Here is a 25975-nt window from a genome sequence, read left to right on the forward strand (position 1 = left end):
CGGCCGGCACTACCGGTTTGCCAGGGGCCGAGCCCGGTCGGCCCGCTTTCACTCTTCCGGCGACGGCGGATTGGACGCCAGCAGTTCCAGATGCCGCTGCTCCATTTCCTGCCGCAGCTGGCGGCGGATCAAGGCGGCGGCCTGGCGGCGCTTTTCGTCCGAACTGGCCGGCTGCAGCGATGGAACCGGCGTCGGCCGGCCGTCCTCGTCCACCGCCACCATGGTGAAAAAGCAGCTGTTGGCGTGGCGCACGCTGCGCTTGAGGATGTCCTCGGCCACCACCTTGACGCCGATTTCCATCGACGAGGTGCCTGTGTAGTTCACCGAGGCCAGGAAAGTGACCAGTTCGCCCACCGCGATCGGCTGCCGGAACACCACCTGGTCCACCGACAGGGTGACCACGTAGCGGCCGGCATAGCGGCTGGCGCAGGCATAGGCGACCTGGTCGAGCAGGCGCAGGATCGCGCCACCGTGGACCTTGCCGGAGAAATTGGCCATTTCCGGCGACATCAGCACGGTCATGGACAGCTGGTGGGATTTGAGTTCGGTCGACATGGGGCGATTGTATCGGCAACCACCGGCACTACCATCTGCCGGCCAGCGGCCGGGACGCTCATGATGTGCGCAAACCGAGGCATGGTTGCCGGCCAGCGGCCGGCACTACCGGAAGCAGAAGGGCCGCTTGCGCGGCCCTTCGTGTTTCTTATTTCAGCTTCGCATCGGCGCGCAGGGCGGCGGCGCGATCGGTCTTCTCCCAGGAGAAGGCCGTGGCGTTGACGGTCTCGCCTTCGCCGTTGATGTAGCTGAACTCCTTCGGCTTGCGGCCGAAGTGGCCGTAGGCCGCGGTCTGCTGGTACATCGGGTGCACCAGGTCCAGCATCTTGATGATGCCGTACGGGCGCAGGTCGAAGTGCTTGCGGATCAGCTTCTCGATCTTGTCGTCGCTGATCTTGCCGGTGCCGAAGGTGGTGACCGAGATCGAGGTCGGCTCAGCCACGCCGATGGCGTAGGAGACCTGCACTTCGCAACGGTCGGCCAGGCCGGCGGCAACCACGTTCTTGGCGACGTAGCGGGCAGCGTAGGCGGCCGAACGATCGACCTTGGACGGATCCTTGCCGGAGAACGCGCCACCACCGTGACGAGCCCAGCCGCCGTAGGTGTCGACGATGATCTTGCGGCCGGTCAGGCCGCAGTCGCCCACCGGGCCGCCGATCTCGAACTTTCCGGTCGGGTTGATGTGGAACTTGGTGCCCTTGTGCAGCCACTTGGCCGGCAGCACCGGCTTGATGATCTCTTCGCGGACGGCCTCGATGAGGTCCTTCTGCTTGATGCCCGGGGCGTGCTGGGTCGACAGCACCACCGCGTCGATGGCCGAGACCACGCCGTTTTCATAGCGCAGGGTGACCTGGCTCTTGGCGTCCGGGCGCAGCCAGGACAGCGGCGAGTTGCGCTTCTTGCGGATCTTGGCCTGCTGCTCGACCAGGCGGTGCGACAGGTGGATCGCCGCCGGCATGTAGCTGTCGGTTTCGTTGGTGGCATAGCCGAACATCAGGCCCTGGTCGCCAGCGCCCATTTCTTCCGGCTTCTTGCGGTCAACGCCTTGGGCGATGTGCGGGGACTGCTTGCCGATCAGGTTCAGCACGCCGCAGGTGGCGCCGTCGAAGCCGACGTCGGAGCTGTCATAGCCGATGTCCACGATGACCTTGCGGGTCAGCGCTTCCAGGTCGATCCAGGCGCTGGTGGTGATTTCGCCGGCAACGATGGCAACGCCGGTCTTGACCATGGTCTCGCAGGCCACGCGGGCGCGCTGGTCCTGGGTCAGGATCGCGTCCAGCACCGCATCGGAGATCTGGTCGGCAACCTTGTCCGGATGGCCTTCAGAGACCGACTCGGAGGTGAAGAGGTAGCTGGACATCAGGCTTAATATCCTTTGATTCGGATGGAAAGATGGGCGCGAATGATACACGGGGTGCGCCGCCTGTGCATTGTGAACCTGTATGGGTTGCCGGTGGTTAAGGTGTTGTGCCCGGCAGGGCAAGGCCTGGCGGGCATTGCGGCGGCATCGTGCACAGGCAGTGTTCCACTGGCGTGACCATTGCCGTCCCCGCCGGCACCGGGTGGGCCTGCCCAGGCGCCGTCATCATTCTGCCGTCAAACCGCCATCTGGCTGCCGCCTGCCGGGCGCAGGCTCTCGGCCAACCCGGCCGCCGGGCAGGAGGGGACACGCCATGCAGGAACTCGAACAGCGTCTGCAGCAACGCTATCCCGACTGGTTCCATGGCCGTCGCGGCCAACTGGCCCGGCCCCTGCTGCGCAGCGTCGGACGCTGGTCGCGGCTGGACCGGATCGAGGCGTTCCTGCGCTGCAACGCCAACGTGCGCGGTTTCGACTTCGTCGCCGCCGGACTGGAGTTCATCGAGGGTCGCTACCACGTGGATCCCGCCGCGCTGGCGCGGATCCCCGCCACCGGCCGCCTGTTGATCGTGGCCAACCACCCTTCCGGCGCGCTGGATGCGCTGGCGTTGCTGGATGCGGTTGGCCGCATCCGCCGTGACGTGCGGATCGTGGCCAACGATCTGCTGGGCGCGATCGGGCCGCTGCAGGACCTGCTGCTGCCGGTACGCATCCTCGGCGGCAAGGTCCAGCGCAGCAGCCTGCAGGCGGTGGAGCAGGCGCTGGCGGCCGAGCAGTGCGTGATCGTGTTCCCGGCCGGCGAGGTCTCGCGGCTGTCGCTGCTCGGCATCCGCGATGGCCGCTGGCAGCGGGGGTTTGTCCGCTTTGCCCGTGCCGCCGCCGCACCGGTACTGCCGGTACGGGTGGAAGCGCGCAACTCGGCGCTGTTCTACGGCGCGTCCACCCTGTTCAAGCCGGCTGGTACGGCACTGCTGGCACGGGAGATGTTCGCCCGCCGCGGCCGGCCGCTGCGGCTGCGCATCGGCGAACCGATGCAGCTGGGGCAGGGTGATCCCGGCGCGCAGCTGCTGGCGGTGCGCCGCGCGGTATATGCGCTGGGGCGCAGCACAGCGGTTGCCGAAGGCTGCCCGGCACGGCCCGAGCCGCTGGCCGCGCCGGTGCCGCCTGCACAGGTCGCCGCTGCGATTGCCGCCGCCACCGTGCTGGGGCAGACCGCCGATGGCAAACAGATCCTGCTGGCCAGCTGCACGGCCGATTCGCCGCTGCTGCACGAGCTGGGGCGGCTGCGCGAACTGACTTTCCGCCAGGTGGGCGAGGGCACTGGGCGCAGTCGCGACCTGGATGACTTCGACCTGCACTACCAGCACATCGTGATCTGGGACGGCACCGCCCAGCGCATCGCCGGTGCCTACCGGATCATGCGGGGCGCGCAGGCGCTGGCGCGCCGGGGCCTGGCCGGGCTCTACAGCGCTTCGCTGTTCCGCTATTCCGACGACGCCATTCCCCGCATTGCCGAAGGCCTGGAATTGGGACGCAGCTTCGTGGTGCCCGATTACTGGGGCAGCCGCAGCCTGGATTACCTGTGGCAGGGCATCGGCGCTTACCTGCAATGCCAGCCCGGCATCCGCTACCTGTTCGGTGCGGTGTCGATCAGCGCCGCGCTGCCACGCGATGCGCGGGAGCAGCTGGTGGCCTATTACCAGCGTTACTACGGCGCAGCCGATGGCCGGGTGCAGTCGAACCGACCGTTCCAGTACTTCGCCGCGCCACCTTGCTTTGGTGAGATGGATGCGGCGGCTGCCTTCGACGTGCTCAAAGCCAATCTCGCCGCGCTCGGTACCGGTGTGCCCACCTTGTACCGGCAGTACACAGACCTGTGCGAACCCGGCGGTGCACGGTTCCTGGCGTTTGGCGTCGATCCGGATTTCAGCGACTCGATCGACGGCCTGATCGAAGTCGACCTGCACGCGATCCGGCCACACAAGCGCAAACGCTACCTGCGCGATGCGAGGATGCCGGCATGAGCACGCTGGCGAACCTGGCACCGCATCGTCGCGCCGTGTTCGTCTCCGATGTTCATCTCGGGTCGCGGCATTGCCACGCCACCGAGCTGGCGCGTTTCCTCGGCACCCTGCGCTGCGAGCGCCTGTATCTGGTCGGCGACATCATCGACCTGTGGTGGATGGCGCACCGACGCGCCAACTGGCGGCAGTCGCACAGCGAGGTCATCCTGGCCCTGCACGCGCTGCGACGCGCCGGTACCGAGATCATCTACATCCCCGGCAACCACGACGCCTCGCTGCGCCAGGTGTGCGGCCTGATGCTGCCGGCGATGCAGGTGCGCCGCCGTGCGATCCACACCACCGCCGATGGCCGCCGGCTGCTGGTGGCGCATGGCGACGACTACGACGGTGTCACCCACTTCGGTGGCCTGCAGGAACGGTTTGGTGACTGGCTGTACTACCGCATCCTCACCGGCAACCATCTGTTGAACGCGGTGCGGCGCCGACTCGGGATGCGCTACTGGTCGCTGTCCGAATTCCTGAAACGGCAGAGTGGTGCCGCTGAACGCTACATCGAGCGCTTCGTGCAGGCCGGCCTGGACGATGTTCGCCGGCGAGGCCTCGACGGCATCATCTGTGGGCACATCCACCGCGCCGCACTGATCGAACGCGACGGTCTGGTCTACGCCAATGACGGCGACTGGGTGGAGAGCCTGACCGCATTGGCCGAGGACCACGACGGCGCCTTGCGGCTGCTGGACCACAACGGGCGGACGTTGGTGGAGCTGCCGGGAGCACGGTTGTCGCAGGCGGCGTGATTCACAGCTGCAGGGACAGGCCCACGCGCGGCCGCGGCCGCACTGGCAGCTGACTGATGCGCCGCCGGGCAGGAAACCACCGCTGCACGGAGATCGCCAAGCCGCTAGCATCGGCCGATGGACTCATTGACCCAGATCGTTCTTGGCGGCGCCGTCGCTGCCGCCATCGCCCCGCCTGGACACCGCCGTGCCGCCCTGCTGGCCGGTGCCGCGCTGGGTACCCTGCCGGACCTGGATGCCCTCTGGCTGGGCTTTGCCGCCGCCGACCCGGTGGCGAACATGACCGACCATCGCAGCTTCAGCCATTCGCTGCTGGTGCTGCCGTGGGTGGCCGCGCTGATCTGGTGGCTGTTCAAGCGCTTCGGCAACGGCCGGGTGGCGCAATCGCCGCTGCGCTGGTTCTGGGCGATCCAGATGGCGCTGGTCACCCATCCGGTGCTGGATGCGTTCACGGTCTACGGCACGCAGCTGTGGTGGCCGTTGCAGCCCCATCCGGCGATGGGCTCGAGTGTCTTCATCATCGATCCCGGCTACACGGTGTGGTTGCTGCTGGGCTGCGTGCTGGCGTGGTTCGGCCGCGCGCGACCGTGGGTGGGCAAGGTGCTCTGCGTTGCGTTGCTGCTCAGCAGTGCGTACCTGGGCTGGGGGCTGATCGCCAAGGCACAGGTCGACCGCACCGCGCAGCAGAGCCTGGCCGCGATGGGCCTGGGCGACGCGCCGCGGTTCTCGGTGCCGATGCCGTTCAACACCCTGTTGTGGCGGGTCGTGGCGATGACCCCGAATGGCTACGTGGTCGGTGACCGTTCGCTGGTGGCTGACCACGGGCCGATGCGTTTCGAGGGGCACCCCTCCAACGTGCAGGCCTTGCGCGAAGCGGCGGGAATTCCGGCAGTACAGCGCCTGCAGTGGTTCAACCGTGGCTTCATGCGCGCACAGGTGGTGCACGGCAGGTTGGTGCTGAGCGACCTGCGCATGGGACTGGAGCCGGACTACACCTTCAACTTCGCGGTGGCCGAGCAGGTTGATGGCCACTGGCGCGCGATCGTGCCCGAGCAGTTGCGGGTGGACTACAGCAGCCCGGCCGCGCGTGCCGATGCCGGCCGCCGGTTGACGGCGATGTGGCAGCGCATCTGGCACGAGCCGGCGGCGGCGGACGGCGCCGCCGCGCACCCATAGATCCACGCCACAGCCCATCAGCACAGTAGATCCACGCCACGCGTGGATGGCGTGTACCGCGACCGCTCAATACACCGTTGCGCGGCCCTGCACGAACGAATAGAAGAACACCGCGTTCGGATCGTTCTGCACCAGCCGGAATTCGCGGCGCATGCCCTCCACCGTCTCTTCGTCCACCGTGCCGGCCTGCAGCAGCTGGTCGGCCGCCGACAGCAGCAGCTGTTCCCAGAACGCGATCATCGTCTTGCGACGTGCCGGTTCGCGGTTGTCCAGATGGATGGTCTTGATCTCGGTGTGCACATCGCGGAAGCCACCGGCCAGCAGCAGGTTGCCCAGCTTGGCGCCGACGAACGGATCACCGCCGTGGTCATACTGGAAATCGTTGAAGGCCATCCAGTAGCGCCAGATGTGCGGCGAATACGGATCAAGCAGGAACGAGGCATTCATCACCTCGGTGATGTACACCGGCGAGCCCGGGGCCAACACGCGGCGTACTTCACTCAGCACGCGCGCCGGCGACGGCACGTGTTCCAGCACCCAGCACAGGAACGCCGCATCGAAGCTGCGCGCCTCGAAAGGCAGTTCGCCGGCATCGGCCTGCTGCAGGGTGTAACGGTCGTTGCACCACGGTGTGCGCGCCAGGTTCTCCCGCGCGGTTTGCAGCTGGGCCTCGCTCAGGTCCACGCCGGTCACGTGCAGCTCGGGGAAGCGGCGCAGCAGGATCTCGGTCTGCGCGCCCACGCCACTGCCGACTTCCAGCAGGCGCTTTGCGCCGCTGTAATCGATCTGGCCGAAGATGCTCGATTCCAGCAGGCGTGCCTGGGTCATCAGGCGCTGCTGCTCGGTGCCGGAGAACCCGTGCAGGTAGGTTGGGGAAGAAATAGGCGGGGTCATGGGGGCGGGCTCAGGCAGCAGAAGACATCGCCGGTTCCCCGGCAATCAAGCGGTCGAAATAGTCGGTGGTCAGCGCGATCTGGCTGGCCGGATCTTCGGCGCGGTTGACCACCGCGCGGAACGCGGCATTCTCCGGCCGGTCCTTGGCGTACCAGCCCAGATGCTTGCGCGCGATGCGCACGCCCTGCGGTTCGCCATAGAAATCGTGCAGCGCGTGCAGATGGCCGAGCAGGATGTCGCGCACTTCGGCCAGCGACGGCGGCGGCAGCTCCTCGCCGGTGGCCAGGTAATGCGCCACTTCGCGGAAGATCCACGGCCGGCCCTGTGCGGAGCGGCCGATCATCACCGCATCCACGCCGGTCTGCTGCAGGACGAAGGCGGCCTTCTGCGGCGAATCGATATCGCCGTTGGCGATCACCGGGATGCGCAGCGCGGCCTTGATCTCGCCGATCGTGGCGTACTCGGCCTGGCCGGTGTAATGCTGGTCGCGGGTACGGCCGTGCACCGCCAGCGCAGCGATGCCACTGTCTTCGGCGATACGCGCGATGAGCGGGCCATTGCGATGGTCGCAGTCCCAGCCGGTGCGGATCTTCAGCGTCACCGGCACGTCCACCGCGTTCACCACTGCTTCCAGGATGCGCGCGACCAGCTGCTCGTCGCGCATCAGCGCTGACCCCGCCCAGGCGTTGCACACCTTCTTGGCCGGGCAGCCCATGTTGATGTCGATGATCTGCGCGCCATGGTCGACGTTGTAACGCGCGGCCTCGGCCAGCTGCTGCGGCTCGGTGCCGGCGATCTGCACGCTGATCGGCGCCGGTTCACCGGCATGGTCCATGCGGTGGATGGACTTGCGCGTGTTCCAGAAGCGCGGGTCGCTGATGGTCATTTCCGAGGCGGCCAGGCCTGCGCCCAGCCGTTTGCACAGCAGGCGGAAGGGTTTGTCGGTGACGCCGGCCATGGGCGCCAGCACGACGTTGGGGGCAATGGAGTACGGGCCGATCTGCATGCGCCCATTGTAGGGCGCGGCAGGCGCCCCGGCTGGGTTGGCGGCCCGCCGGTTCAGGCCGATCCGGACCGACCTCATGCCGGACGGGCATCAGCAGATGCTTGATGGTCGCTTCCATCGCCCCCAAGGGCGGGTGATGGTGGGCGGCTGGGTAGGCCGGCAAGGCGCATCCAGCGCCCGGTAGATCCACGCCATGCCTGGATGGGGCCTTGCCCATGAACGTGAAAAGGCCCGGGCATCTGCATGCCCGGGCCCGATCATCATCCCCAGGGGGGATGTCGCGTTACTTCACTTCGGCATCGGCCGGGGTGAAGCGCGGCATCGCCGCGGCCGCGCCTTCCTTCTCGGTCGAGCGACCGGCGAACTGGTTGGCGAAGCGCACGTGGCGGCCGAACGGTGCGTCCGGAACCTGGGCGATCGAGGCGACCAGCGCACCGTTGAAGGCATCGCCGGCACCGGTGGTGTCGATGGCCTGCACCTGTTCGGCACCCACGCGGTAGTACGGCTGGGTGTCGCCACGCAGGTTCTCGTCGGCATGCGACACGAACACGCCCACCGAACCCAGGGTCACCACCACCGTGCCGTTGCCGACCAGCTTGCGGCACAGCGCGTGCAGGCTGGCGCCGTCCAGCGCGGCGACGTCATTGGCATCCACGCGCTCGCCGACATGACGGCCGAGCAGGGCGGCGAACTCGGTCTCGTTCGGGGTGATCACATCGGCCAGCTTCAGCAGGCCGATGCTCGACGGGGCGTCGGCCGGGGCGGCATTGAGAACGGTGGTGACACCGGCCTCGCGGGCCACGGCCAGGGCCGCTTCGATGGTCTGCACCGGCGATTCCAGCTGCACCAGCACCACCTTGGCGCTGGCCAGCAGGGCCTGCTGCTGCACGAAGTCGGTGCTCAGCGCCGCGTTGGCACCCGGGCCGATGACGATGGTGTTGCGGCCACGGGCATCGACATAGATGCCGGCGGTGCCGGTCGGCTCGCTGCTGGCTTCGGCGATCAGCGCGAAACCATCCTGCGCGGCCAGGTCACGGGCGGTGGCACCACCCGCATCGTCGCCCAGTGCACACAGGAAGCTGGTCTCAGCGCCGGCTCGGCAGGCGGCAACGGCCTGGTTGAAGCCCTTGCCACCTGGGCCTGTGCTGTAGCGGCCGGCAATGGTCGCACCCGGTGCCGGCAGCGACTCGCACCGCCACACGTGATCGACATTGAAGGAACCGACGACAACGACACTGCTGCTCATAGGGAATCTGTTCTCGAAACTAGGGTTCAGCTGAAATGCGTCAGCACGCCGGCGATGGTAGCCGTCATGAAGGTGGCGATGGTACCGCCCAGCACCGCGCGCAGGCCGAACTTGGCCAGGTCGTGGCGACGTTCCGGTGCCAACCCGCCGATGCCGCCAATCTGGATCGCGATCGAACTGAAATTGGCGAAGCCACACAGCGCGTAAGTGGCGATCAGGCGACCTTCGTCGGACAGGCTCATGCCCGGCACCTGGCCATTCACGATCTTCGACAGTTCGGTGTAGGCGACGAACTCGTTGATCACGACCTTCTGGCCGATCAGCGAACCGACGGTGGTGGCGTCGGCCCACGGGGTGCCGATCACCCAGGCGATCGGGGCCAGCACGTAACCGAAGATGGTCGACAGGTCGGTCGGCTTGCCGATCGCAGCCGCCAGGCCGGTCACTTCACCGATCCAGGTCAGCGGCGCATTGAGCAGGGCGATCAGGGCGATGAAGGCCAGCAGCATCGCACCGATGTTCAGGGCCAGCTTCAGGCCGTCACCGGCGCCGGCGGCGGCCGCGTCGATGATGTTGCTGGAGGTCTTCTCCACTTCCATCTTGACCGTGCCGCGGGTCAGCGGGGTGCCGGTTTCCGGAATCAGCAGCTTGGCCACGACCAGGGTGGCCGGAGCCGCCATGATGCTGGCCGCCAGCAGGTGCTTGGCGTAGAACGCCTGCTGCACCGGATCGCCACCGCCCAGCATGCCCACGTACGCGGCAAGCACGCCGCCGGCGATGTGGGCCATGCCGCCGATCATCATCGTCAGCAGCTCGGACTGGGTCATCCTGGCGATGTACGGACGCACCGTCAGCGGCGCCTCGGTCTGGCCGATGAACACGCTGGCACAGACGCTGGTGGTTTCCGCACCGGACACGCGCATCACCTTGGTGATCGACCAGGCCATCACCCGCACGATCGCCTGCATGACATTGAGGTGGTACATGACCCCCATCAGCGCCGAGAAGAAGATGATCGTCGGCAGCACCTGGAAGGCGAAGATGAAACCGTAGTTCTTGACGTCCATCAACGAGCCGAAGATGAACTTCGAACCTTCGTTGACGAAGCTCAGCACCTTCACGAAGCCCTGGCCCAGCGCATCGAACACGTCGCGCCCGCCCGGTACCAGGATCACCAGGGCCGCAAAGGCGATCTGCAGGGTGATGCCGGTGGCGACCAGCTTCCAGTCCACCGCGCGCTTGTTGTTGGAAAACAGCCAGGTGATGCCGATCAGCACCGCCAAACCGAACAGGCCGAAGCCGATCCTGCCCAAACCTTCGACCATCTGAGTGACTCCCCTGGGGCGTCGCGAAAAACGGGAAGCCTAGTGCAGGGCAGGGGCCGGAGCAAGGAAAAGCCGTCTGCGCGCGGCCATCGGCTCCGATCAGGCCAGCAACAGCAAGGGGTTGCGCCTGCCGGGATAGGTAGAATGGTGGCTTGATCCCGGCCCGTATGCGGGCCCGCAGCAGGAGAATCGCATGCTCTACCGTCGCCTTGGCTCCACCGGCCTGCCGATGTCCGCCCTGTCCTTCGGCGCCTGGGTGACCTTCGGCGACCAGGTGCCGCGCGACGAGGCGCGCAACCTGGTGGCGGCGGCCTGGGACCATGGCATCAACTTCTTCGACAACGCCGAGGGCTACGCCAACGGCCGCGCCGAGCAGGTGATGGGCGATGTGATGGCCGACCTGCGCCTGCCGCGCGATGGCTTCTGTGTGTCCAGCAAGGTGTTCTTCGGCAGTGCCAAGGACCCCCGGCCCACCCAGCGCGGCCTGTCGCGCAAGCATGTGACCGACGCCTGCCATGCTGCGCTCAAGCGCCTGCGGGTGGACTACCTGGACCTTTATTACTGTCATCGCCCGGATCCGGACGCGCCGATCGCTGAGACGGTGCATGCCATGGATACCCTGGTCCGGCAGGGCAAGGTGCTGTACTGGGGCACGTCGGAATGGTCGGCCAACCAGATCCAGGAGGCGGTGGACATCGCCGCGCGCCACAACCTGCAGGCGCCGTCGATGGAGCAGCCGCAGTACAACCTGCTGCACCGGCAGCGGGTGGAAGTGGAGTACGCGCCGCTGTATGCCACCGCCGGACTGGGCACCACGATCTTCTCGCCGCTGGCCTCGGGCCTGCTGAGCGGCAAGTACGACGATGGCGTCCCGGCCGATGCGCGTCTGGGCCGCGAAGGCATGGGCTGGCTGCAGGACCTGGTACTGGGCGACAACGCCGATGAGCGTTTGTCCCGGGTGCGCCGCTTCAGTGCAGTGGCCCGCGAGCTGGGTCACGCCCCGGCCAGCCTGGCCATCGCATGGTGCCTGCGCAATCCCAACGTTTCCAGCGTGATCCTCGGCGCCAGCCGGGTCAGCCAGCTGCTGCAGAACCTGCAGGCGCTGGACGTGCTGGCGCAGGTGGACGACGCTGGCTGGGCGCAGGTGGAAGCCGTATTTGCCTGAAGCCCCGTGCAGGGCCTACGGCCGAGCCCGCGGCCGACCTTCAGCTGGGACTCGTCGCATCAATCACGATAGATTTCATATATCGAATTGTCGATTTCGATCATTAATTCCATCAATGAAGTTGAGAATGGTTGTTGATTGTGAACTGAGAATCATTATCATTTAACTCGTCCCTCGCACGAGTCCAGATGCTCATGAACGCTCAACCTGTACTGCTGCGCCCCGAAACGCTGACCCTCCGCGACCGCCCGGTGCGTGTCGTGCCGCCGGAAGAGGTCATCGACAGCGAAGCCCTGCTCAAGGGCCGTCGTGAAATCCTGATCCAGCACGGTGACCGCTTCTACCGTCTGCGTCATACCAGCAACGACAAGCTGATCCTGACCAAGTAACGCGGTCTGGTCGCCCGCCTCCCTCCCTCCTGTCGGCAGCGCCGGCAGGGTGGGCGACCCGTCCGCTCCTGCTCTCTCCCCCTCGGTCTACCGTTCATGCCTGTCTGGTGTGGCGGTGGCCGGGGGTTCCCCTGCCTGACCGAACGATGCCGATGACCCGCCCGACTGCCCTTTCCATTGCCCTGTGGATGGCTCTGCCGCTGTCCGCCCACGCTGCTGCCGATGCCGCGCCCGACGCGCGCGAGTTCGATCGCGTGCAGGTCAGCGCCACCCGTACCGAACGTGCGGTCAGCGATGTCGCCGCCACCGTCGATGTGATCGACCGCGAGCAGATGGACCGGCAGCTGGTACAGGACATCAAGGATCTGGTCCGCTACGAGCCGGGCCTGTCGGTCAGCCGCAGTGCCACCCGTTTCGGCCTCGGCAGCATCCGCATCCGTGGCCTGGATGGCAATCGCGTGCGCATCCAGACCGATGGCATCGCCATGCCGACCAGCTTCAACATCGGCTCGTTCTCCAACGCCAATCGCAACTTCACCGACCTGGACACGCTCAAGCGCGTGGAGATCGTGCGCGGCCCGGCCAGTTCGCTGTACGGCTCGGACGCACTTGGCGGCGTGGTTGCCTTCGTCACCAAGGATCCGGCTGATTACCTCAAGGATGGCAAGGACAGCTACGTCGGCCTGAAATTCGGCTACGACGGCGAGTGGAAGGGCCTGCTCGGCGGCGTCACCAGCGCCTTCGGTGGCGAACACTGGAGCGGCATGGTCAACATCAACCACCGCCAGGGCCAGGAAACCGACAACAAGGGCGATGTGCGCAGCGATGACAACACGCGCACCGCGGCCAACCCGCAGGACCGCGATGGTCGCAGCGGCCTGGCCAAGCTGGTCTATGCGCCCAGCGAAGACCAGCGTTTCCGCCTGACCGTGGAAGGCAACGAAGACAACACCGATACCGATGTGCTGTCCTCGATCGACCGCACCACCACCACCGGCATGAAGGCGCGCGACAAGCAGAACCGCACCCGCGTGTCCTTCGCCCACGAGATGGATGCGCTGGACAAGGGCTTCGCCGACAGCCTGCACTGGCAGGTCTACACGCAGGACAGCGAAACCACGCAGCGCACCGATGAGGCGCGCGCCAACGGCAGCCGCCGCCATCGCCAGTTCAGTTTCGACCAGCGCGTGTATGGCCTGCAGGCGGTGTTCAACAAGGCCTTCAGCACCGGCAGCGTCGAACACGCGCTGACCTATGGCTTCGATGGCGCCCGCACCGAGATCCGCCAGAAGCGCGATGGCTACCAGGTCAGCAATCGTGGCGTGGTCAGCACGACGATCCTGCCCGACGCGTTCCCCGTGCGCGATTTCCCGATCAGCAAGACCACCGAGCTGGGCCTGTACGCGCAGGATGAAATGCGCCTGGCCGATGGCAGGCTGTCGCTGGTGCCGGGCGTGCGCGTGGACCGCTACGAACTGAAGCCGGACGTGGACAGCATCTTCGCCGAGGACAACCCCGGCGTGGCCGTGTCGGAGCTGAAGAAGACCAGCGTGTCGCCGAAGTTCGGCCTGGTCTATCGCTTCACCGACGAGTGGTCGCTGTTTGCCGGTTACTCGCGTGGTTTCCGCTCGCCGCCGTACAACGACGTCAACCTCGGCTTCACCAATTTCGCTTTCGGCTATACCGCCATTCCCAATCCGGACCTGAAGCCGGAAACCAGCGATGGCGTTGAACTGGGCCTGCGCTTCCTGTCGCCGGCGGCGTACGTGAGCGTGAGCGGCTACTACAACGACTACAAGGACTTCATCGAGTCGCAGACGCTGGTGGGTACCAACCCGCAGGGCCTGATGGTGTTCCAGTCGCGCAACATCGCCGACGCACGCATCTACGGCGCCGAACTGAAGGCCGGCGTCGACTTCGGCCAGATCCGTCCCGCACTGCAGGGCTGGGCGTTGCGCAGTGCGGTGGCGTGGTCGCGCGGCGACAACAAGACCGAAGACACGCCGCTGGATTCGGTCGATCCGCTGCGCGGCACTGTCGGCCTGATGTACGACACCGATACCTGGGGTGTCGAACTGGCAGGCACCTTCGTCAAGCGCAAGGACCGGCTGGCCAGCACCACCACCTATCGCCCGGCGGGCTATGGCGTGGCCGACCTGATGGCGCACTGGAACTTCGCCCCGGGCGCCACCTTCAACGTCGGTGTCTTCAACCTGGGTGACAAGCGTTACATCGACTGGTCCAACGTCGGCTCGACCCTGTCGGCCACCAGTACCGTTCTGGACCGCTATACCAGCCCCGGCCGCACCCTGTCGGCCAGCCTTGCCGTGTCCTGGTGATCCCATGAGCCGAGCCCTGTCCGCGCGTCGCCTGCCGTCCTCCCTGTCGCGTTCGTCGCTGCGGGCCTGGCCTGCGCCGGCACAGCTGGCAGCGCTCGGCACCGTGTTGTGCCTGTATCACGCCGATGGCAACGAGCTGGGCGGTTGGCGCCAGGCGGTATCGGTGCATGCCTGCCAGGGCGTGGACAGCGAGGGCCTGCGCGAAAGCCTGTGCTTCCTCGATGCACGTGGCCGTTGCGTGTGGCGCCTTTACCTGTTGCCGGACAGCGATTTCCTGGCATGGGACCGGCTGGTGGCGACGCTGCCGCCGGGTCCTTCGCACGATAGCGATGGCAGCGTCGGTGAACGCCTGTGGCGGCGCTTGGCCGGGCACCTGGGCGGGCAACGCTGGCGTCTGTGCACGCTGCGCCTGCACGCCGCCGACGAGGGCCGGACCCTGGCCGCCAGCCTGTCCACGCTGTCTTCGCTCGGTGCCGCCACCGCGCGCCGCATCGCACGCATGGAAGGCGCCGAAGGCGAACTGGCGATCGACGACTGCTGTTGCGCCGACGCCGCACGCCGCCCTGCCGCGCGCGCTCCCGGCGACCTGCCGCTGGTCCGCCTGTGACCTGATTGCGATGGATTGCCTGCCGGCCAGGATGGCCTTTCCACGAAACCTGCAACCCCGAAGGAAGACCCGATGAAGTTCCAGACAGCCAGCGTGATGGTGCTGCTCGCCGCCAGTGGCGCCGCCAGCGCGCAGCCCTCCGACATCGCCCGCGACCATGACAGCATCCTTGCCATGCAGGGTGAGTACACGGTGGATTTCGCTTTCGATGAGACCGTGCTGCTGACGCCGGGCTACGAGCGCGCGCCGGCCATGCGCAGCGGTGGCAACGAAGTGGTGATCGTGGTCGAGGACACGCCGAAGCGCATCGTGCTGCAGCACCTGCTGCTGGACGAGAAGAGCGGCCACGTGACCAAGCACTGGCGGCAGGACTGGGTGTACGAAGCGCCGAACCGCTTCGAGTTCAGCGCCGACCAGACCTGGCAGGTGCGCACGATCGCAGCTGCGACCAACCAGGGCGCCTGGACCCAGTGCGTGTACGAAGTCAGCGATGCACCGCGCTACTGCGGCACCGGCACGTGGACCTACGCCAACAATGTGCCGACCTGGACCAGCGACATCAGCTGGCGGCCGCTGCCACGCCGCGAGTACACCAAGCGCAGCGATTACAACGCGCTGGCCGTGGTCAACCGCCACACCCTGACCCCGAACGGCTGGACCCACGAGCAGTTCAACACCAAGGTGCAGCGCAACGCGGATGGCAGCCAGGTGGAAATCGCCCGCGAATTCGGCTTCAACGACTACATCAGGACCACCGAGGTCGACTTCACCCCGGCGCGCGATTACTGGAAGGCCACCGCCGGCTACTGGAGCAAGGTGCGCCAGCGCTGGGACGGCTACCTTACCCAGGCCCCGGGCGTGCACCTGAAGACCAAGCTCGACGGCATGGCGATGATCATCCCGTTGTTCACCCAGGCCGAGGACGTGCAGGCCGGCAAGAAGGTGAAGGACGCGCAGATCGACGAAGTCTTCGCCAAGTACGTGGAAAAGGCGCCGAAGGAAGGTTGATCGGCGCGCTGCGGTGCCGGCCCTGCCCAGCACCGTATCCACGCACGGCGTGGATCTACCCGGGACCATGGGCACCCCATCCACGTATGGCGTGGATCTATCGGGACCATGGGCACCCATCCACGCATGGCGTGGATCTACCGGGACCATGGGCACCCCATCCACGCATGGCGTGGATCTACCTGCTTGCGTGGCGTGGATCTACTCGGCTCGCTGGTAGATCCACGCCATGCGTGGATGCCTTTGCCACAGAACAGCGTCAGGCCTCGCGCAGCGCCAATGCCGGTGGCGTGTGCAGGATCCGCCGGGTCCCCAGCCAGCCGGCCAGCAGGCTCAGCGCGATGCCGAGCAGGCCACCCAGCAGCAGTCCCGGCCAGGGCGGCAGCAGCGGCAGTTCGAACACCTTCTGCGACACCGCAACGCCGATCACCGCTGACGCGCCCACCGCCAGCAGCGCCGCCAGCGCGCCCAGCGCACCGAACTCGACCAGCACCGCGCCACGCAGCTGGCGCCGCGTCGCACCCAGCGTGCGCAGCACCGCGCTGTCATAGCGGCGCTCGCCCGCCGTTGCCTGCAGCGCCGCCAGCAGCACCAGCACGCCGGCCAGCAGGCTGAACACCATCACCAGCTGCACCGCCTGCGCCACCCGTTCCATCACATCGCGCACCTGCGAGATCACTGCATCCACGTCCAGCAGCGACAGGTTCGGCTGCGCGCGCACCAGGGCCCCGAGACCCGCTGCCTGTCCCGCTGGCAGATGGAATGCCGACAGCAGGTTGTGCGGTGTATCGCCCACCGCGTTCGGGTTCAACAACACGAAGAAGTTCGGCCGGAAGGTATTCCAGTCGGCCTTACGCACGCTGGTAACGCTGAACTCGCGCTGCTGCTCGCCCACCGCAATGGTGATGCGGTCACCGGGGTACACGCCGTAGCGCTTGGCCCAGCCGATCTCCACCGAGGCCTCGGCAGCGGTGCTGTCCGGCTTCCAGAACGTGCCGTTGACCAGTGTGTTGGCCGGCGGGAACGTGCTGCGCCAGCTGAAGTTCAGCGGCCGGTTCTCGTCATCGTCGTCGCGCTGGCCTTCGCCCTGCGGTGGAGTGTCCTCGGCCTGTGTGCGGTCGACCCGCAGCGGCGGCTTGCCGTTGATCGCGATCAGGCGGCCGGTGGCCATCGGTTCGATGCTGGCATCATCCGCACCCAGGCCCTGCAGTGCAGCCAGCACGCTGTCGCGCTGCTCGGGCTGGATGTTGATCAGGAAATAATTGGGCGTGTCCGCAGGCAGGCGCTCGCGCCACTGCTGCAGCAAGCCGGGGCCGATCACCGCCAGCAACAGCAGGGCGCACAGCGACAGTGACAGCCCCACCAGCTGCATCACCGCCAGCATCCGCCGCCGCGTCAGCGCCGCCAGGCCCAGCCGCCAGTTGCCGTGCAGGCGGTGCTGCAAACCACGCAGCAGCTGCAGCAGCAGGAACCCGACCACGCCCGCGGCCACCGCCAGCCCGGCCAGGCCACCCAGCACCCACAGTGCCAGCTTCAGATCGCCGGTGACCTGCACCGCCAGTGCCAGGCTGGCCGCCAGCGCAGCCACATAGGCCAGCAGCGAGGCCGGCGGCAAGGCAGCGAACGAACGGTTGAGCACGCGCATCGGCGGCACGCCACGCAGGCGCAGCAGCGGCGGCAGTCCGAAGCCGAACAGCAGCAACAGGCCGATCCCCGCGCCGGTCAGCGCAGGCATGGCTTCGGGCAGCGGCAGGCGTTGCGGTACCAGGCTGCCCAGTACCTGCACCAGGCCTTCCTGTGCCGCCATGCCCAGGCCGATGCCGATCGCACACGCCGGCACCGCCAGCATCAGCAGCTGCAGGGCCAGGCCGGCCAGGATGTCGCGCTGGCGTGCACCCAGGCAGCGCAGGATCGCTACCTGGTCGATGCGACGCAGCGCGAACCGGTTGGCCGCCAGCGCGGTGGCAACGCCGGCCAGCAGCACCGCCAGCAGCGCGCTCAGGCCGAGGAAACGACCGGCCAGGTCGAAGGCCTGGCGCACACCGCGCTGGGTATCGTTCACGCTGAGCAGGCGCATGCCTTTTACCTGCGGCAGCAGCCATTGCCGGAATGACGCGATGTCGGCGGCAGGGCCGGCGAACATCACCCGGTAATTGATGCGGCTGCCGGGGCCGAGCAGGCCGGTGCCTTCCACATCGGCGCGGTTGACCAGCAGGGTCGGCGACAGCGTCAGCAGGTCGCCACCGGCATCCGGCTCCGATTCGATGATGCCGGCGATGCGCAGCGTGCCCGCACCGAATTCCAGATCGTCGCCCGCCTTCAGGCCCAGTGCCTGCAGCAGGCGTGGGTCGGCATAGGCCTGGCCCTTGGCCGGCATTCCGGCATCGGCGATCAGCGCACCGCCGGGCGTGGCACGCACGCGCAGCGCGCCGCGCAGGGGGTAGCCCGCTTCCACGGCCTTGATGCTGGCCATCTGGCTGGCATCGCCCTGGAACAGTACGCTGCCGAAGCTGGCCAGCCGCGTATGCGCCAGGCCGCGTCGCTGCGCCTCCTCAGCGAACGCGGCGGGCGGGTCATCGCGGCCGGCCACGCCGAGGTCGCCGCCGAGCATTTCCGCTGCGCTGCCGGTCAGTGCCAGGTTGACCCGGTTCACCAGCGTGCCCACCGCCGTCATCACCGCCACGCCCAGCACCAGGGCGGCGAACACCGTCAGCAGGTCACCTGCCAGGGCCTCGCGGCGCAGCGCGCGCCACGCATGCCGCAGCAGGTTCATGCGTCCACTCCATGTTCCACCGGCTGCAGGCGGCCGTTGTCGATGCGATGGATGTACTGGCAGCGCTGTGCCAGGCGCAGGTCGTGGGTGACCAGCACCAGCGTGGTACCGCTGCCGGCATTGAGTTCGAACAGCAGATCGCTGATGTGCTGGCCGGTGGCCTGGTCCAGCGAGCCGGTGGGTTCGTCGGCGAACAGGATGCGCGGGCGGCTGACGAAGGCGCGGGCGAGGGCGACACGCTGCTGCTCGCCGCCGGACAACTGCCGCGGGTAGTGGCGGGCACGATGCGAGAGTCCGACCGCCGCCAGCACCTCGTCCACCCGCGTGCGGTCCTCGCGCCCGGCCAGTTCCAGCGGCAGCGCGATGTTCTCGGCCGCCGTCAGCGCCGGCAGCAGATGGAAGCTCTGGAAGACGAAGCCGACCTCGCGCGCGCGCAGCTGTGCACGCGCTTCTTCGTCCAGTGCCGTCAGATCCTGGCCCGCCAGCGCGATGCGGCCACGGCTGGGCAGGTCCAGTCCGGCCAGCAGGCCGAGCAGGGTGGTCTTGCCGGAACCAGAGGCGCCGACGATGGCCACGCTGGTGCCTTCATGGACGGTCAGGGTGATGTTGTCCAGTATGTGGACTTCACCCTCCGGGCCATGCACGGATTTGCCGACCTGGTCGACGGCGATGGCGACGGGCGCGCTGCGGGGGGACAGGCTGTCGATGAGGAGACTCCAATGCACAAGACGGAATGGAGCCGGCAAGCCGGCGCAATGATGATGCTGCTGCTAGGGTTGCTGCTGTTGCCGGCACTGGCGTGTGCCAAAGGTCCGGGCGGCGGTACCGTGCTGGTGCTCGGTGACAGCCTCAGTGCCGCCCACAATATCCCGGCCGATGCCGGCTGGGTCAGCCTGCTGCAGCAGCGGGTCAGGCAGCAGTCGAAAACCCCGCCGCGCATCGTCAACGCCAGCATGAGCGGGGAAACCACCGCTGGCGCGCTGACCCGCCTGCCGGGCCTGCTTGGCCGGGAGAAGCCCACGGTGGTGGTGATCGCCCTCGGTGGCAACGATGCGCTGCGCGGGCTGACCCCGGCGCAGGTGCAGGGCAACCTGGAGAAGATGGTGCAGGCCAGCCAGAAGGCCGGTGCCAAGGTGCTGCTGCTGGGCATCGACGTGCCGCCCAACTATGGGCCGGGCTACCGCCAGCGCCTGGCTGCGGCGTACCGGGCACTGGCCACGCAGTACAAGGTGCCGTTGCTGCCGTTCCTGCTGGAAGGCGTGGCCCTGCAGCCCGGCTTGATGCAGGCCGACGGCCTGCATCCCACCGCCCAAGCGCAGCCGAAGGTGCTGGACAACGTCTGGCCGCTGCTGAAACCGCTGCTGTGAGCACGCCATCCTCTTTTCATTGACGCAGCTTCACATCGCGTGCACCGTCGATCGGGCATGTTTCACAAAGCTGAAGAAAGAGGGATTCTCATGCGTCAGACGAAGGAGACTTCCGGCTTGGTGCTGGTGGTCGAAGACAACCGCAATATCTCCGAGATGATCGGTGAATACCTGGAAGGCCGTGGCTTCGAGGTCGACTATGCGCAGGATGGCCTGGACGGCTACCGTCTGGCTGCCGAGAACAGCTACGACGTCGTCGTGCTGGACCTCATGCTGCCGCGGCTGGATGGCATCGAAGTGTGCCGCCGGCTGCGCAACGATGCGCGCAAGTCGACCCCGGTGCTGATGCTGACCGCGCGCGACACGCTGGATGACAAGCTCACCGGGCTTGGCTTTGGTGCCGACGATTACCTGACCAAGCCGTTCGCGATCCAGGAACTGGAAGCCCGCCTGCGCGCGCTGATCCGCCGCGAACGTCGCCAGGTGGGTTCGGAAGTGCTCAAGGTCGCCGACCTGGTGCTCGATCCGGTCAGCATGCGTGCCACCCGTGCCGGCACCGAGCTGCAGCTGTCGCCGATCGGCCTGCGCCTGCTGACCATCCTGATGCGTGAATCGCCGCGTGTGGTCACCCGCCAGGAAATCGAGCGCGAGATCTGGGGTAACGGCCTGCCTGATTCGGACACGTTGCGCAGCCATCTGTACAACCTGCGCAAGATCATCGACAAGCCGTTCGATCGGCCGCTGCTGCACACCGTGCAGAGCGCGGGCTATCGCATCGCCGATATCGCCCAGCCGATGGCCTGATCGACGTCGTGCCGGTGTTGCAGCAGAACCGGCACGGCCGTGGTCGGCAGGGAAGGGGTGAACGTTCCGGATACCGGGTCGTCATCGTCCATGCACGATCACGGCACAGCGCGCTGCCTATAATCGCAGCGCTCTGACCGGGACACCGCAATGCCGCACGGCCTGCCGCGCAAGATCCGTATCGCTTTCATCCTGCAAGCCGTGCTGGCCAGCCTGGGTATCCTGCTGGGTGCCTGGCTGGTGTCGCTGGTGATCAAGCACAGCCTGGTGGGCGCTGCCCTGCGCGAAGAAGCGGCGTACTACTGGACACTGCACGAGGCCTCGCCCGTGCAGCCGCCGCCCAACACCCAGAACATCCGTGGCTACCTGCTGGAACGCGGGCAGTCCAGCCTGTCACTGCCGGCCAACCTGCGCACGTTGGTACCGGGTTTCCACGAACTGCCCGACGACGATCAGCTGGTGCTGGTCGACGCCCGCGAAGAGGGGCGCCTGTACCTGGTGTTCCTGCGCTCGCGCGCGGAGATGCTGGCGTTCTGGTTCGGCATCGTGCCGGTGCTGCTGACCCTGCTGGCGGTATATGGCGCCTCCTGGATCACCTACCGTGCCTCCAAACGCCTGGTATCGCCGGTGAACTGGCTGGCGCGTCGTGTCTCGCGCTGGGATCCGGGCCATCCGGAAGCGGCCGACCTGGAGCCGAACAAGCTGCCGGCGGACATGCAGGGCGAGACCCGGCAGCTGGCGGCGGCGCTGCATTCGCTGGCCAACCGGGTCACCGCGCACGTGGCGCGCGAGCGCAACTTCACCCGTGATGCCAGCCATGAACTGCGCACGCCGCTGACCGTCATCCGCGTGGCCAGCGACATGGCGCTGGGCGATGAAAGCCTGGAGCCGCGCCTGCGCCGCAGCCTGCAGCGCATCCAGCGTGCCGGGCGGGACATGGAAGCGGTGATCGATGCTTTCCTGATCCTGGCCCGTGAGGCCGACGTCGAGCCGCAGGTGGAACTGTTCGACGTCAACGACATCGTCCGTTACGAAGTGGACAACGCCAACGAGCTGCTGGTGGGACGGCCGCTGGCGGTGCACCTGCACAGCGACGCGGCCGTGCAGCTGCACGCACCGCCGCGGGTGCTGCAGGTGGTGGTCAGCAACCTGGTGCGCAACGCCTGCAGCTATACCGACGAAGGCCGCATCGACGTGCACGTGCACAACGACCGGGTAGTGGTGAGCGATACCGGCATCGGCATGTCCGCCGACGCGCTGTCGCGTGCGTTCGAGCCGTTCTATCGTGCCGATCCCAGCCGACCGCAGGGCACTGGCCTGGGGCTGTCGATCGTGCGCCGCCTGTGTGACCGCTTCGGCTGGAAGGTCAGCCTGGCCAGCGAGCTGGGCAAGGGCACCGAGGCGACGGTGATTTTCCGCTGAGGGCCGCTTGCCAGCTCGGTAGTTGCCGACCTTGGTCGGCGCTTTCACTGGGGTGCAGGTGGACGCATTCATGCCAACCACGGTTGGCAACTACCGGAGCACGCGCGTTGTCGCGGTAGTGCCGGCCGCTGGCCGGCAACCTCGGGATCAATCAGTTGCAGTTGACCTTCGGCGCCAGCGCCTTGGTCCAGATCGCATAGCCGGCCGGGGTCATGTGCAGCATGTCCTCGCGGAACAACGACGCATCGGGCTGGCCGTCGGCCCCGAGCATCGGTGTGTAGATGTCGGTGTAGCCGGTGTTGGGCAGCTTCGCCAACGCGGCCTTGATCTTCGCGTTGGCGTCGTTGATCGCCGGCAGCAGGTGCGCCCGCGATGGGCTGGGCTTGATGGAGACGTATTCCACCTTCGTCTTCGGCAGGTCGCGATGCACGCGCTGCACGAAGGCCACCACGTCATCGCGTACCTGGGTCGCGCTGCGGCCGCTGTTGAGGTCGTTGTCGCCGGCGTAGAAGAACACCTTGCACGGCGCGTACGGCACGATGGCCTGGCCGGCGTACCAGGTGCTGTCACGCACTTCCGAACCTCCGAAGCCGCGGTTGAACACCGGTTGCCCCGGGAAATCCCGGGCCAGGCTGTCCCACATGCGGAAGGACGAGCTGCCGATGAACTCGATGCCACCACGTGGCGGCGGATTGGTCCGGTCGACGGCGGCGAAGGCGGCGATGTCGGCCTCCCAGGCCACGTTGGAGACCTGCGCAGGGACCTGCGGCGGCGCCGGCGGGCTCAGGGCCTGGGCCAGCGGCGCGGCCAGCAGGCCGAGCAGGATCAGGCAGGTGCGGGGACGGGTCATCAGGCACTCCGGCAGGGCAGGGGGTATCCATCATAGAAGCTGGGCTGGCCCCGCGCTTGGCCGTGCTGGGCCGTTCGCGGGGTCGTTCGCAGGGCCTCGCGGCGGGGCGTGCGGGGTGCCATTGCCGGCCTTGTGGCAAAATGGGGGCTGTCTGCCTATCCCTGTGCACCCATGATTTCCTGCCGTGCGTTTGAGCGGTCGCTGCGCCGCGCCCCTGTTGCTGGATCCATCACCCGTGGCTGATCAGTTCGGCCACATGCCCCGCGGCCCGCGCCGCATCTTCCAGGCCGCCCGCTGGTCCTGGCAGGGCCTGCGTGCTGCCTGGCTGCACGAGTCCTCGTTCCGGCTGGAGGTCTACCTGCTGGTGCTGCTGACCCCGCTGGCGATCTGGCTGGGCCAGACCCCGGTGGAGCGCGCGCTGATGATCGGCTCGATGCTGCTGGTGCTGGCGATGGAGCTGGCCAATTCGGCCATCGAGGCGGTGATCGAGCGCTATGGCGCGGAAATCCACGAACTGGCCGGCCGCGCCAAGGACATGGGCTCGGCGGCGGTGTTCGTGCTGATGATGAACGTGCTGCTGTGCTGGGCCCTGGTGCTGGTGCCGCGGTTGTTGCCGGCCAGCGTCGGCTGATCCTTCTTCCTTCCCCTTGTTGAAGACTTCCCATGTCCCTTGAGTTTCTCGCCGATCCGAACGTCTGGTTGACCCTGTTCACCCTCAGCGCGCTGGAAATCGTGCTCGGCATCGACAACCTGGTGTTCATCTCCATCGCCGTCAGCAAGCTGCCGGAGAACCGCCGCCCGTTCGCGCGCCGCCTCGGCATCGCGGTGGCCTGCATCACCCGTATCGGCCTGCTGGTGTCGCTGGCGTACCTGGCGCACATGCAGGCAAACCTGTTCACCGTGGCCGGCATGGGCATCTCCATCCGCGACCTGGTGCTGATCGTCGGTGGCCTGTTCCTGATCATCAAGGGCTGGATGGAGATCAAGGAGATGATCACCGGTGGCGAGGACGAGGACCCGACCACCACCAAGACTTCGGCCGTGTTCGGCTACGTGATCGCGCAGATCGCGGTCATCGACATCGTGTTCTCGCTGGATTCGGTGATCACCGCCGTCGGCATCGCCGACCACGTGCCGGTGATGGTGGCGGCGATCCTGTTGTCGGTGGCGGTGATGCTGCTGGCGGCCAACCCGCTGGGCCGCTTCATCGATGCCAACCCGACCGTGAAGATGCTGGCCCTGGCCTTCATCCTGCTGATCGGCGCGGTGCTGATCCTGGACGGCCTGGACGTGCACGTGCCCAAGCCCTACATCTACGCGGCGATGGGCTTCTCGGTGCTGGTGGAGTGGCTGAACCTGCTGATGCGCCGCCGGGCACGCGAACACCACGTGCCGGGCGCCGGCGACTGGTAAGCAAGCGAGACAGAACCCCCGGCCATCGCCGGGGGTTCTGCGTTCCAGGCGCCGCTGCGCTCGCCGGGCATGGCCCGGCGCTATCCAAGCGTGGGCCCTTCCCGGTAGCGCCGGGCGATGCCCGGCGGGGCTTCTTCCCGCAATGCCGGCTTGCACCTTCCACTTGTGAATCGGGATCAACACTGTTTTCCCGCGTAGTGGCTTACTCCCGGCCGGCAAAGCGCGCAGGCTACGCGCTCATTTTCCACAGGGCCTGCCCCACGCAGGCAATCCCCATGAATTCCAGAGCCGCATTGCTGGCCCTCGCCGTCGGCGCCTTCGCCATTGGCACCACCGAGTTCACGCCGATGGGCCTGCTGCCGGTCATCGCCAGCGGAGTCGGGGTCAGCATCCCCACCGCCGGCATGCTGATCACCGCCTATGCGGTGGGCGTGATGCTGGGCGCACCAGTGATGACCCTGCTGATGGGACGCTTCGGCAAGCGCACCGCGCTGATGCTGCTGATGTCGATCTTCGTGGTCGGCAACCTGCTGTCGGCGCTGGCCCCGAACTACGGCCTGCTGCTGCTGTCACGGCTGGTGACCAGCCTCAATCACGGTGCGTTCTTCGGCATCGGCGCGGTGGTCGCCGCCAGCCTGGTGCCGAAGGAGAAGCAGGCCGCGGCGGTGGCGACGATGTTCATGGGCCTGACCATCGCCAACATCGGTGGCGTGCCGCTGGCGACCTGGGTCGGCCAGCAGCTGGGCTGGCGCCTGGCCTTTGCCGGCACCGCCGTACTCGGTGTGGTTGCGATCACCGCGTTGGCCATGGCACTGCCGCCGTCGGCCGCGGGCGCGCGTCCGGATGTGCGGCGTGAACTGAAATCGATCATGCAGCCGCAGGTGCTGCTGGCGATGGCCACTACGGTGCTGGGTGCAGGTGCGATGTTCACCCTCTACACCTACGTGGCGCCGGTGCTGACTGAACTGACCGGTGCGTCGAATGCTTTCATCGCGCTGTCGCTGGCATTGATCGGCATCGGCTTTACCTTCGGCAACGGTATTGGCGGCCGCCTGGCCGACTGGTCGCTGGACGGCGCCACCCGGATCCTGCTGGCGGTACTTGCGGTGCTGATGTTCGTGCTGCCGCTGGCCTTCATGAGCCACGCGACTGCGGCGCTGGGCGTACTGCTGTTCGGTGCGGCGACCTTCGCGATCGTGCCGCCGTTGCAGATCCGGGTGATGCAGGCGGCCAGCGAGGCGCCGGGCCTGGCGTCGTCGATCAACGTCGGTGCGTTCAACCTCGGCAATGCACTGGGCGCGGCGCTGGGTGGTGCGGTGATCAGCCTGGGGCTGGGGTACGCGGCGATTCCGGTGGCCGGTGGGCTGCTGGCAGCGTCGGCGCTGCTGCTGGCGTGGCTGGGGCGTGCGCGTGCCCCGGTGGCTGAGGCCTGTTGAACGGTGTGGGGTTCCGGCAG

23 protein-coding genes are annotated in these 25975 nt (G+C 67.3%); 14 read left to right on the forward strand and 9 right to left on the reverse strand.

All coding sequences use genetic code 11. The annotated features are described in order from the left end of the window. Positions 1-48: 48 nt before the first annotated feature. On the reverse strand, positions 49-555 hold the full coding sequence (locus tag LMF57_RS03200) for an acyl-CoA thioesterase (protein ID WP_025876535.1): 507 nt from the start codon (positions 553-555) through the stop codon (positions 49-51). Between the two features lie 148 nt (positions 556-703). Continuing rightward, positions 704-1915: a methionine adenosyltransferase gene (gene metK, locus LMF57_RS03205; protein WP_049468504.1), complete on the reverse strand. Its 1212-nt coding sequence runs from the start codon at positions 1913-1915 to the stop codon at positions 704-706. 313 nt (positions 1916-2228) lie between these two features. Here metK and LMF57_RS03210 point away from each other — a divergent pair, with 313 nt between their 5' ends. The 3 genes from LMF57_RS03210 to LMF57_RS03220 all read left to right on the forward strand — a co-directional run bounded on the left by LMF57_RS03210 (position 2229) and on the right by LMF57_RS03220 (position 5911). Then, positions 2229-3938: a lysophospholipid acyltransferase family protein gene (locus LMF57_RS03210; protein ID WP_229290807.1), complete on the forward strand. Its 1710-nt coding sequence runs from the start codon at positions 2229-2231 to the stop codon at positions 3936-3938. Then, complete coding sequence (locus LMF57_RS03215; RefSeq protein ID WP_059066035.1) at positions 3935-4735, forward strand: UDP-2,3-diacylglucosamine diphosphatase; 801 nt, start codon at positions 3935-3937, stop codon at positions 4733-4735. The genes LMF57_RS03210 and LMF57_RS03215 overlap by 4 nt, the downstream gene beginning before the upstream one ends. Before the next feature lie 117 nt (positions 4736-4852). Next, entirely contained in the window at positions 4853-5911 is a 1059-nt protein-coding gene (locus LMF57_RS03220; RefSeq protein WP_208082768.1) for a metal-dependent hydrolase, read from the forward strand. A gap of 66 nt (positions 5912-5977) precedes the next feature. On the opposite strand, the gene LMF57_RS03225 is transcribed toward LMF57_RS03220, so the two are convergent. The 4 genes from LMF57_RS03225 to LMF57_RS03240 form a co-directional block, all read right to left on the reverse strand. Then, positions 5978-6805 carry a class I SAM-dependent methyltransferase gene (locus tag LMF57_RS03225; RefSeq protein WP_099841926.1) on the reverse strand — a complete coding sequence of 276 codons (828 nt, stop codon included), beginning with the start codon at positions 6803-6805 and terminating at the stop codon, positions 5978-5980. A gap of 10 nt (positions 6806-6815) precedes the next feature. Next, a complete protein-coding gene (gene dusB, locus LMF57_RS03230) occupies positions 6816-7811 on the reverse strand; it encodes a tRNA dihydrouridine synthase DusB (protein ID WP_025877853.1) in 996 nt (331 codons plus the stop codon). 283 nt (positions 7812-8094) lie between these two features. Beyond that, positions 8095-9057, reverse strand: a complete 963-nt coding sequence (locus tag LMF57_RS03235; RefSeq protein WP_229290809.1) for a ribokinase — start codon at positions 9055-9057, stop codon at positions 8095-8097. A gap of 26 nt (positions 9058-9083) precedes the next feature. After that, positions 9084-10382 carry a nucleoside transporter C-terminal domain-containing protein gene (locus tag LMF57_RS03240; protein ID WP_032974926.1) on the reverse strand — a complete coding sequence of 433 codons (1299 nt, stop codon included), beginning with the start codon at positions 10380-10382 and terminating at the stop codon, positions 9084-9086. A gap of 193 nt (positions 10383-10575) precedes the next feature. Between LMF57_RS03240 and LMF57_RS03245 the strand changes: the two genes are divergently transcribed. The 5 genes from LMF57_RS03245 to LMF57_RS03265 all read left to right on the forward strand — a co-directional run bounded on the left by LMF57_RS03245 (position 10576) and on the right by LMF57_RS03265 (position 15890). Beyond that, a complete protein-coding gene (locus LMF57_RS03245; RefSeq protein ID WP_208082764.1) occupies positions 10576-11547 on the forward strand; it encodes an aldo/keto reductase in 972 nt (323 codons plus the stop codon). A gap of 194 nt (positions 11548-11741) precedes the next feature. Then, positions 11742-11936 carry a hemin uptake protein HemP gene (locus LMF57_RS03250; RefSeq protein ID WP_005412278.1) on the forward strand — a complete coding sequence of 65 codons (195 nt, stop codon included), beginning with the start codon at positions 11742-11744 and terminating at the stop codon, positions 11934-11936. A gap of 152 nt (positions 11937-12088) precedes the next feature. Continuing rightward, the gene (locus LMF57_RS03255; protein ID WP_205420729.1) at positions 12089-14275 is read left to right on the forward strand and encodes a TonB-dependent hemoglobin/transferrin/lactoferrin family receptor; all 2187 of its coding nucleotides are present in this window, start codon (positions 12089-12091) and stop codon (positions 14273-14275) included. A gap of 4 nt (positions 14276-14279) precedes the next feature. Continuing rightward, positions 14280-14882 (forward strand): Hemin transport protein, encoded by a 603-nt coding sequence (locus LMF57_RS03260; protein ID WP_099782885.1) that lies wholly within the window; start codon positions 14280-14282, stop codon positions 14880-14882. A gap of 72 nt (positions 14883-14954) precedes the next feature. Beyond that, on the forward strand, positions 14955-15890 hold the full coding sequence (locus LMF57_RS03265) for a DUF6607 family protein (RefSeq protein WP_229290811.1): 936 nt from the start codon (positions 14955-14957) through the stop codon (positions 15888-15890). A gap of 259 nt (positions 15891-16149) precedes the next feature. Here the strand turns inward: LMF57_RS03265 and LMF57_RS03270 are convergent, their stop codons facing one another. Both LMF57_RS03270 and LMF57_RS03275 read right to left on the reverse strand, forming a co-directional pair. Further along, on the reverse strand, positions 16150-18663 hold the full coding sequence (locus LMF57_RS03270; RefSeq protein ID WP_229290812.1) for an FtsX-like permease family protein: 2514 nt from the start codon (positions 18661-18663) through the stop codon (positions 16150-16152). Further along, positions 18660-19307, reverse strand: coding sequence for an ATP-binding cassette domain-containing protein (locus LMF57_RS03275; RefSeq protein ID WP_049465502.1), 648 nt, complete (start codon positions 19305-19307; stop codon positions 18660-18662). Before LMF57_RS03275 ends, LMF57_RS03270 begins: the two co-directional genes overlap by 4 nt. A gap of 75 nt (positions 19308-19382) precedes the next feature. Between LMF57_RS03275 and LMF57_RS03280 the strand changes: the two genes are divergently transcribed. The 3 genes from LMF57_RS03280 (at position 19383) to LMF57_RS03290 (ending at position 22256) form a co-directional block, all read left to right on the forward strand. Then, positions 19383-20030 carry an arylesterase gene (locus LMF57_RS03280; protein ID WP_059066041.1) on the forward strand — a complete coding sequence of 216 codons (648 nt, stop codon included), beginning with the start codon at positions 19383-19385 and terminating at the stop codon, positions 20028-20030. A gap of 90 nt (positions 20031-20120) precedes the next feature. Then, positions 20121-20834 carry a response regulator transcription factor gene (locus LMF57_RS03285; protein WP_002811889.1) on the forward strand — a complete coding sequence of 238 codons (714 nt, stop codon included), beginning with the start codon at positions 20121-20123 and terminating at the stop codon, positions 20832-20834. A 150-nt stretch (positions 20835-20984) separates the two neighbouring features. Then, the gene (locus LMF57_RS03290; RefSeq protein WP_229290814.1) at positions 20985-22256 is read left to right on the forward strand and encodes a HAMP domain-containing sensor histidine kinase; all 1272 of its coding nucleotides are present in this window, start codon (positions 20985-20987) and stop codon (positions 22254-22256) included. Between the two features lie 151 nt (positions 22257-22407). Here LMF57_RS03290 and LMF57_RS03295 read toward each other — a convergent pair whose 3' ends face one another. Further along, entirely contained in the window at positions 22408-23106 is a 699-nt protein-coding gene (locus LMF57_RS03295) for an SGNH/GDSL hydrolase family protein (protein ID WP_229290817.1), read from the reverse strand. A 235-nt stretch (positions 23107-23341) separates the two neighbouring features. On the opposite strand from LMF57_RS03295, the gene LMF57_RS03300 reads away from it, so the two are divergent. From LMF57_RS03300 to LMF57_RS03310, 3 genes are all read left to right on the forward strand, one after another. Then, positions 23342-23737 carry a diacylglycerol kinase gene (locus LMF57_RS03300; protein WP_117309568.1) on the forward strand — a complete coding sequence of 132 codons (396 nt, stop codon included), beginning with the start codon at positions 23342-23344 and terminating at the stop codon, positions 23735-23737. A 32-nt stretch (positions 23738-23769) separates the two neighbouring features. After that, positions 23770-24519 carry a TerC family protein gene (locus tag LMF57_RS03305; protein ID WP_059066043.1) on the forward strand — a complete coding sequence of 250 codons (750 nt, stop codon included), beginning with the start codon at positions 23770-23772 and terminating at the stop codon, positions 24517-24519. A 275-nt stretch (positions 24520-24794) separates the two neighbouring features. After that, positions 24795-25955 (forward strand): MFS transporter, encoded by a 1161-nt coding sequence (locus LMF57_RS03310; RefSeq protein WP_223494263.1) that lies wholly within the window; start codon positions 24795-24797, stop codon positions 25953-25955. The last annotated feature ends 20 nt before the right edge of the window (positions 25956-25975 follow it).

It is taken from the genome of Stenotrophomonas sp. SI-NJAU-1 (genome assembly GCF_020883215.1).
Classification (GTDB): Bacteria; Pseudomonadota; Gammaproteobacteria; order Xanthomonadales; family Xanthomonadaceae; genus Stenotrophomonas; species Stenotrophomonas indicatrix.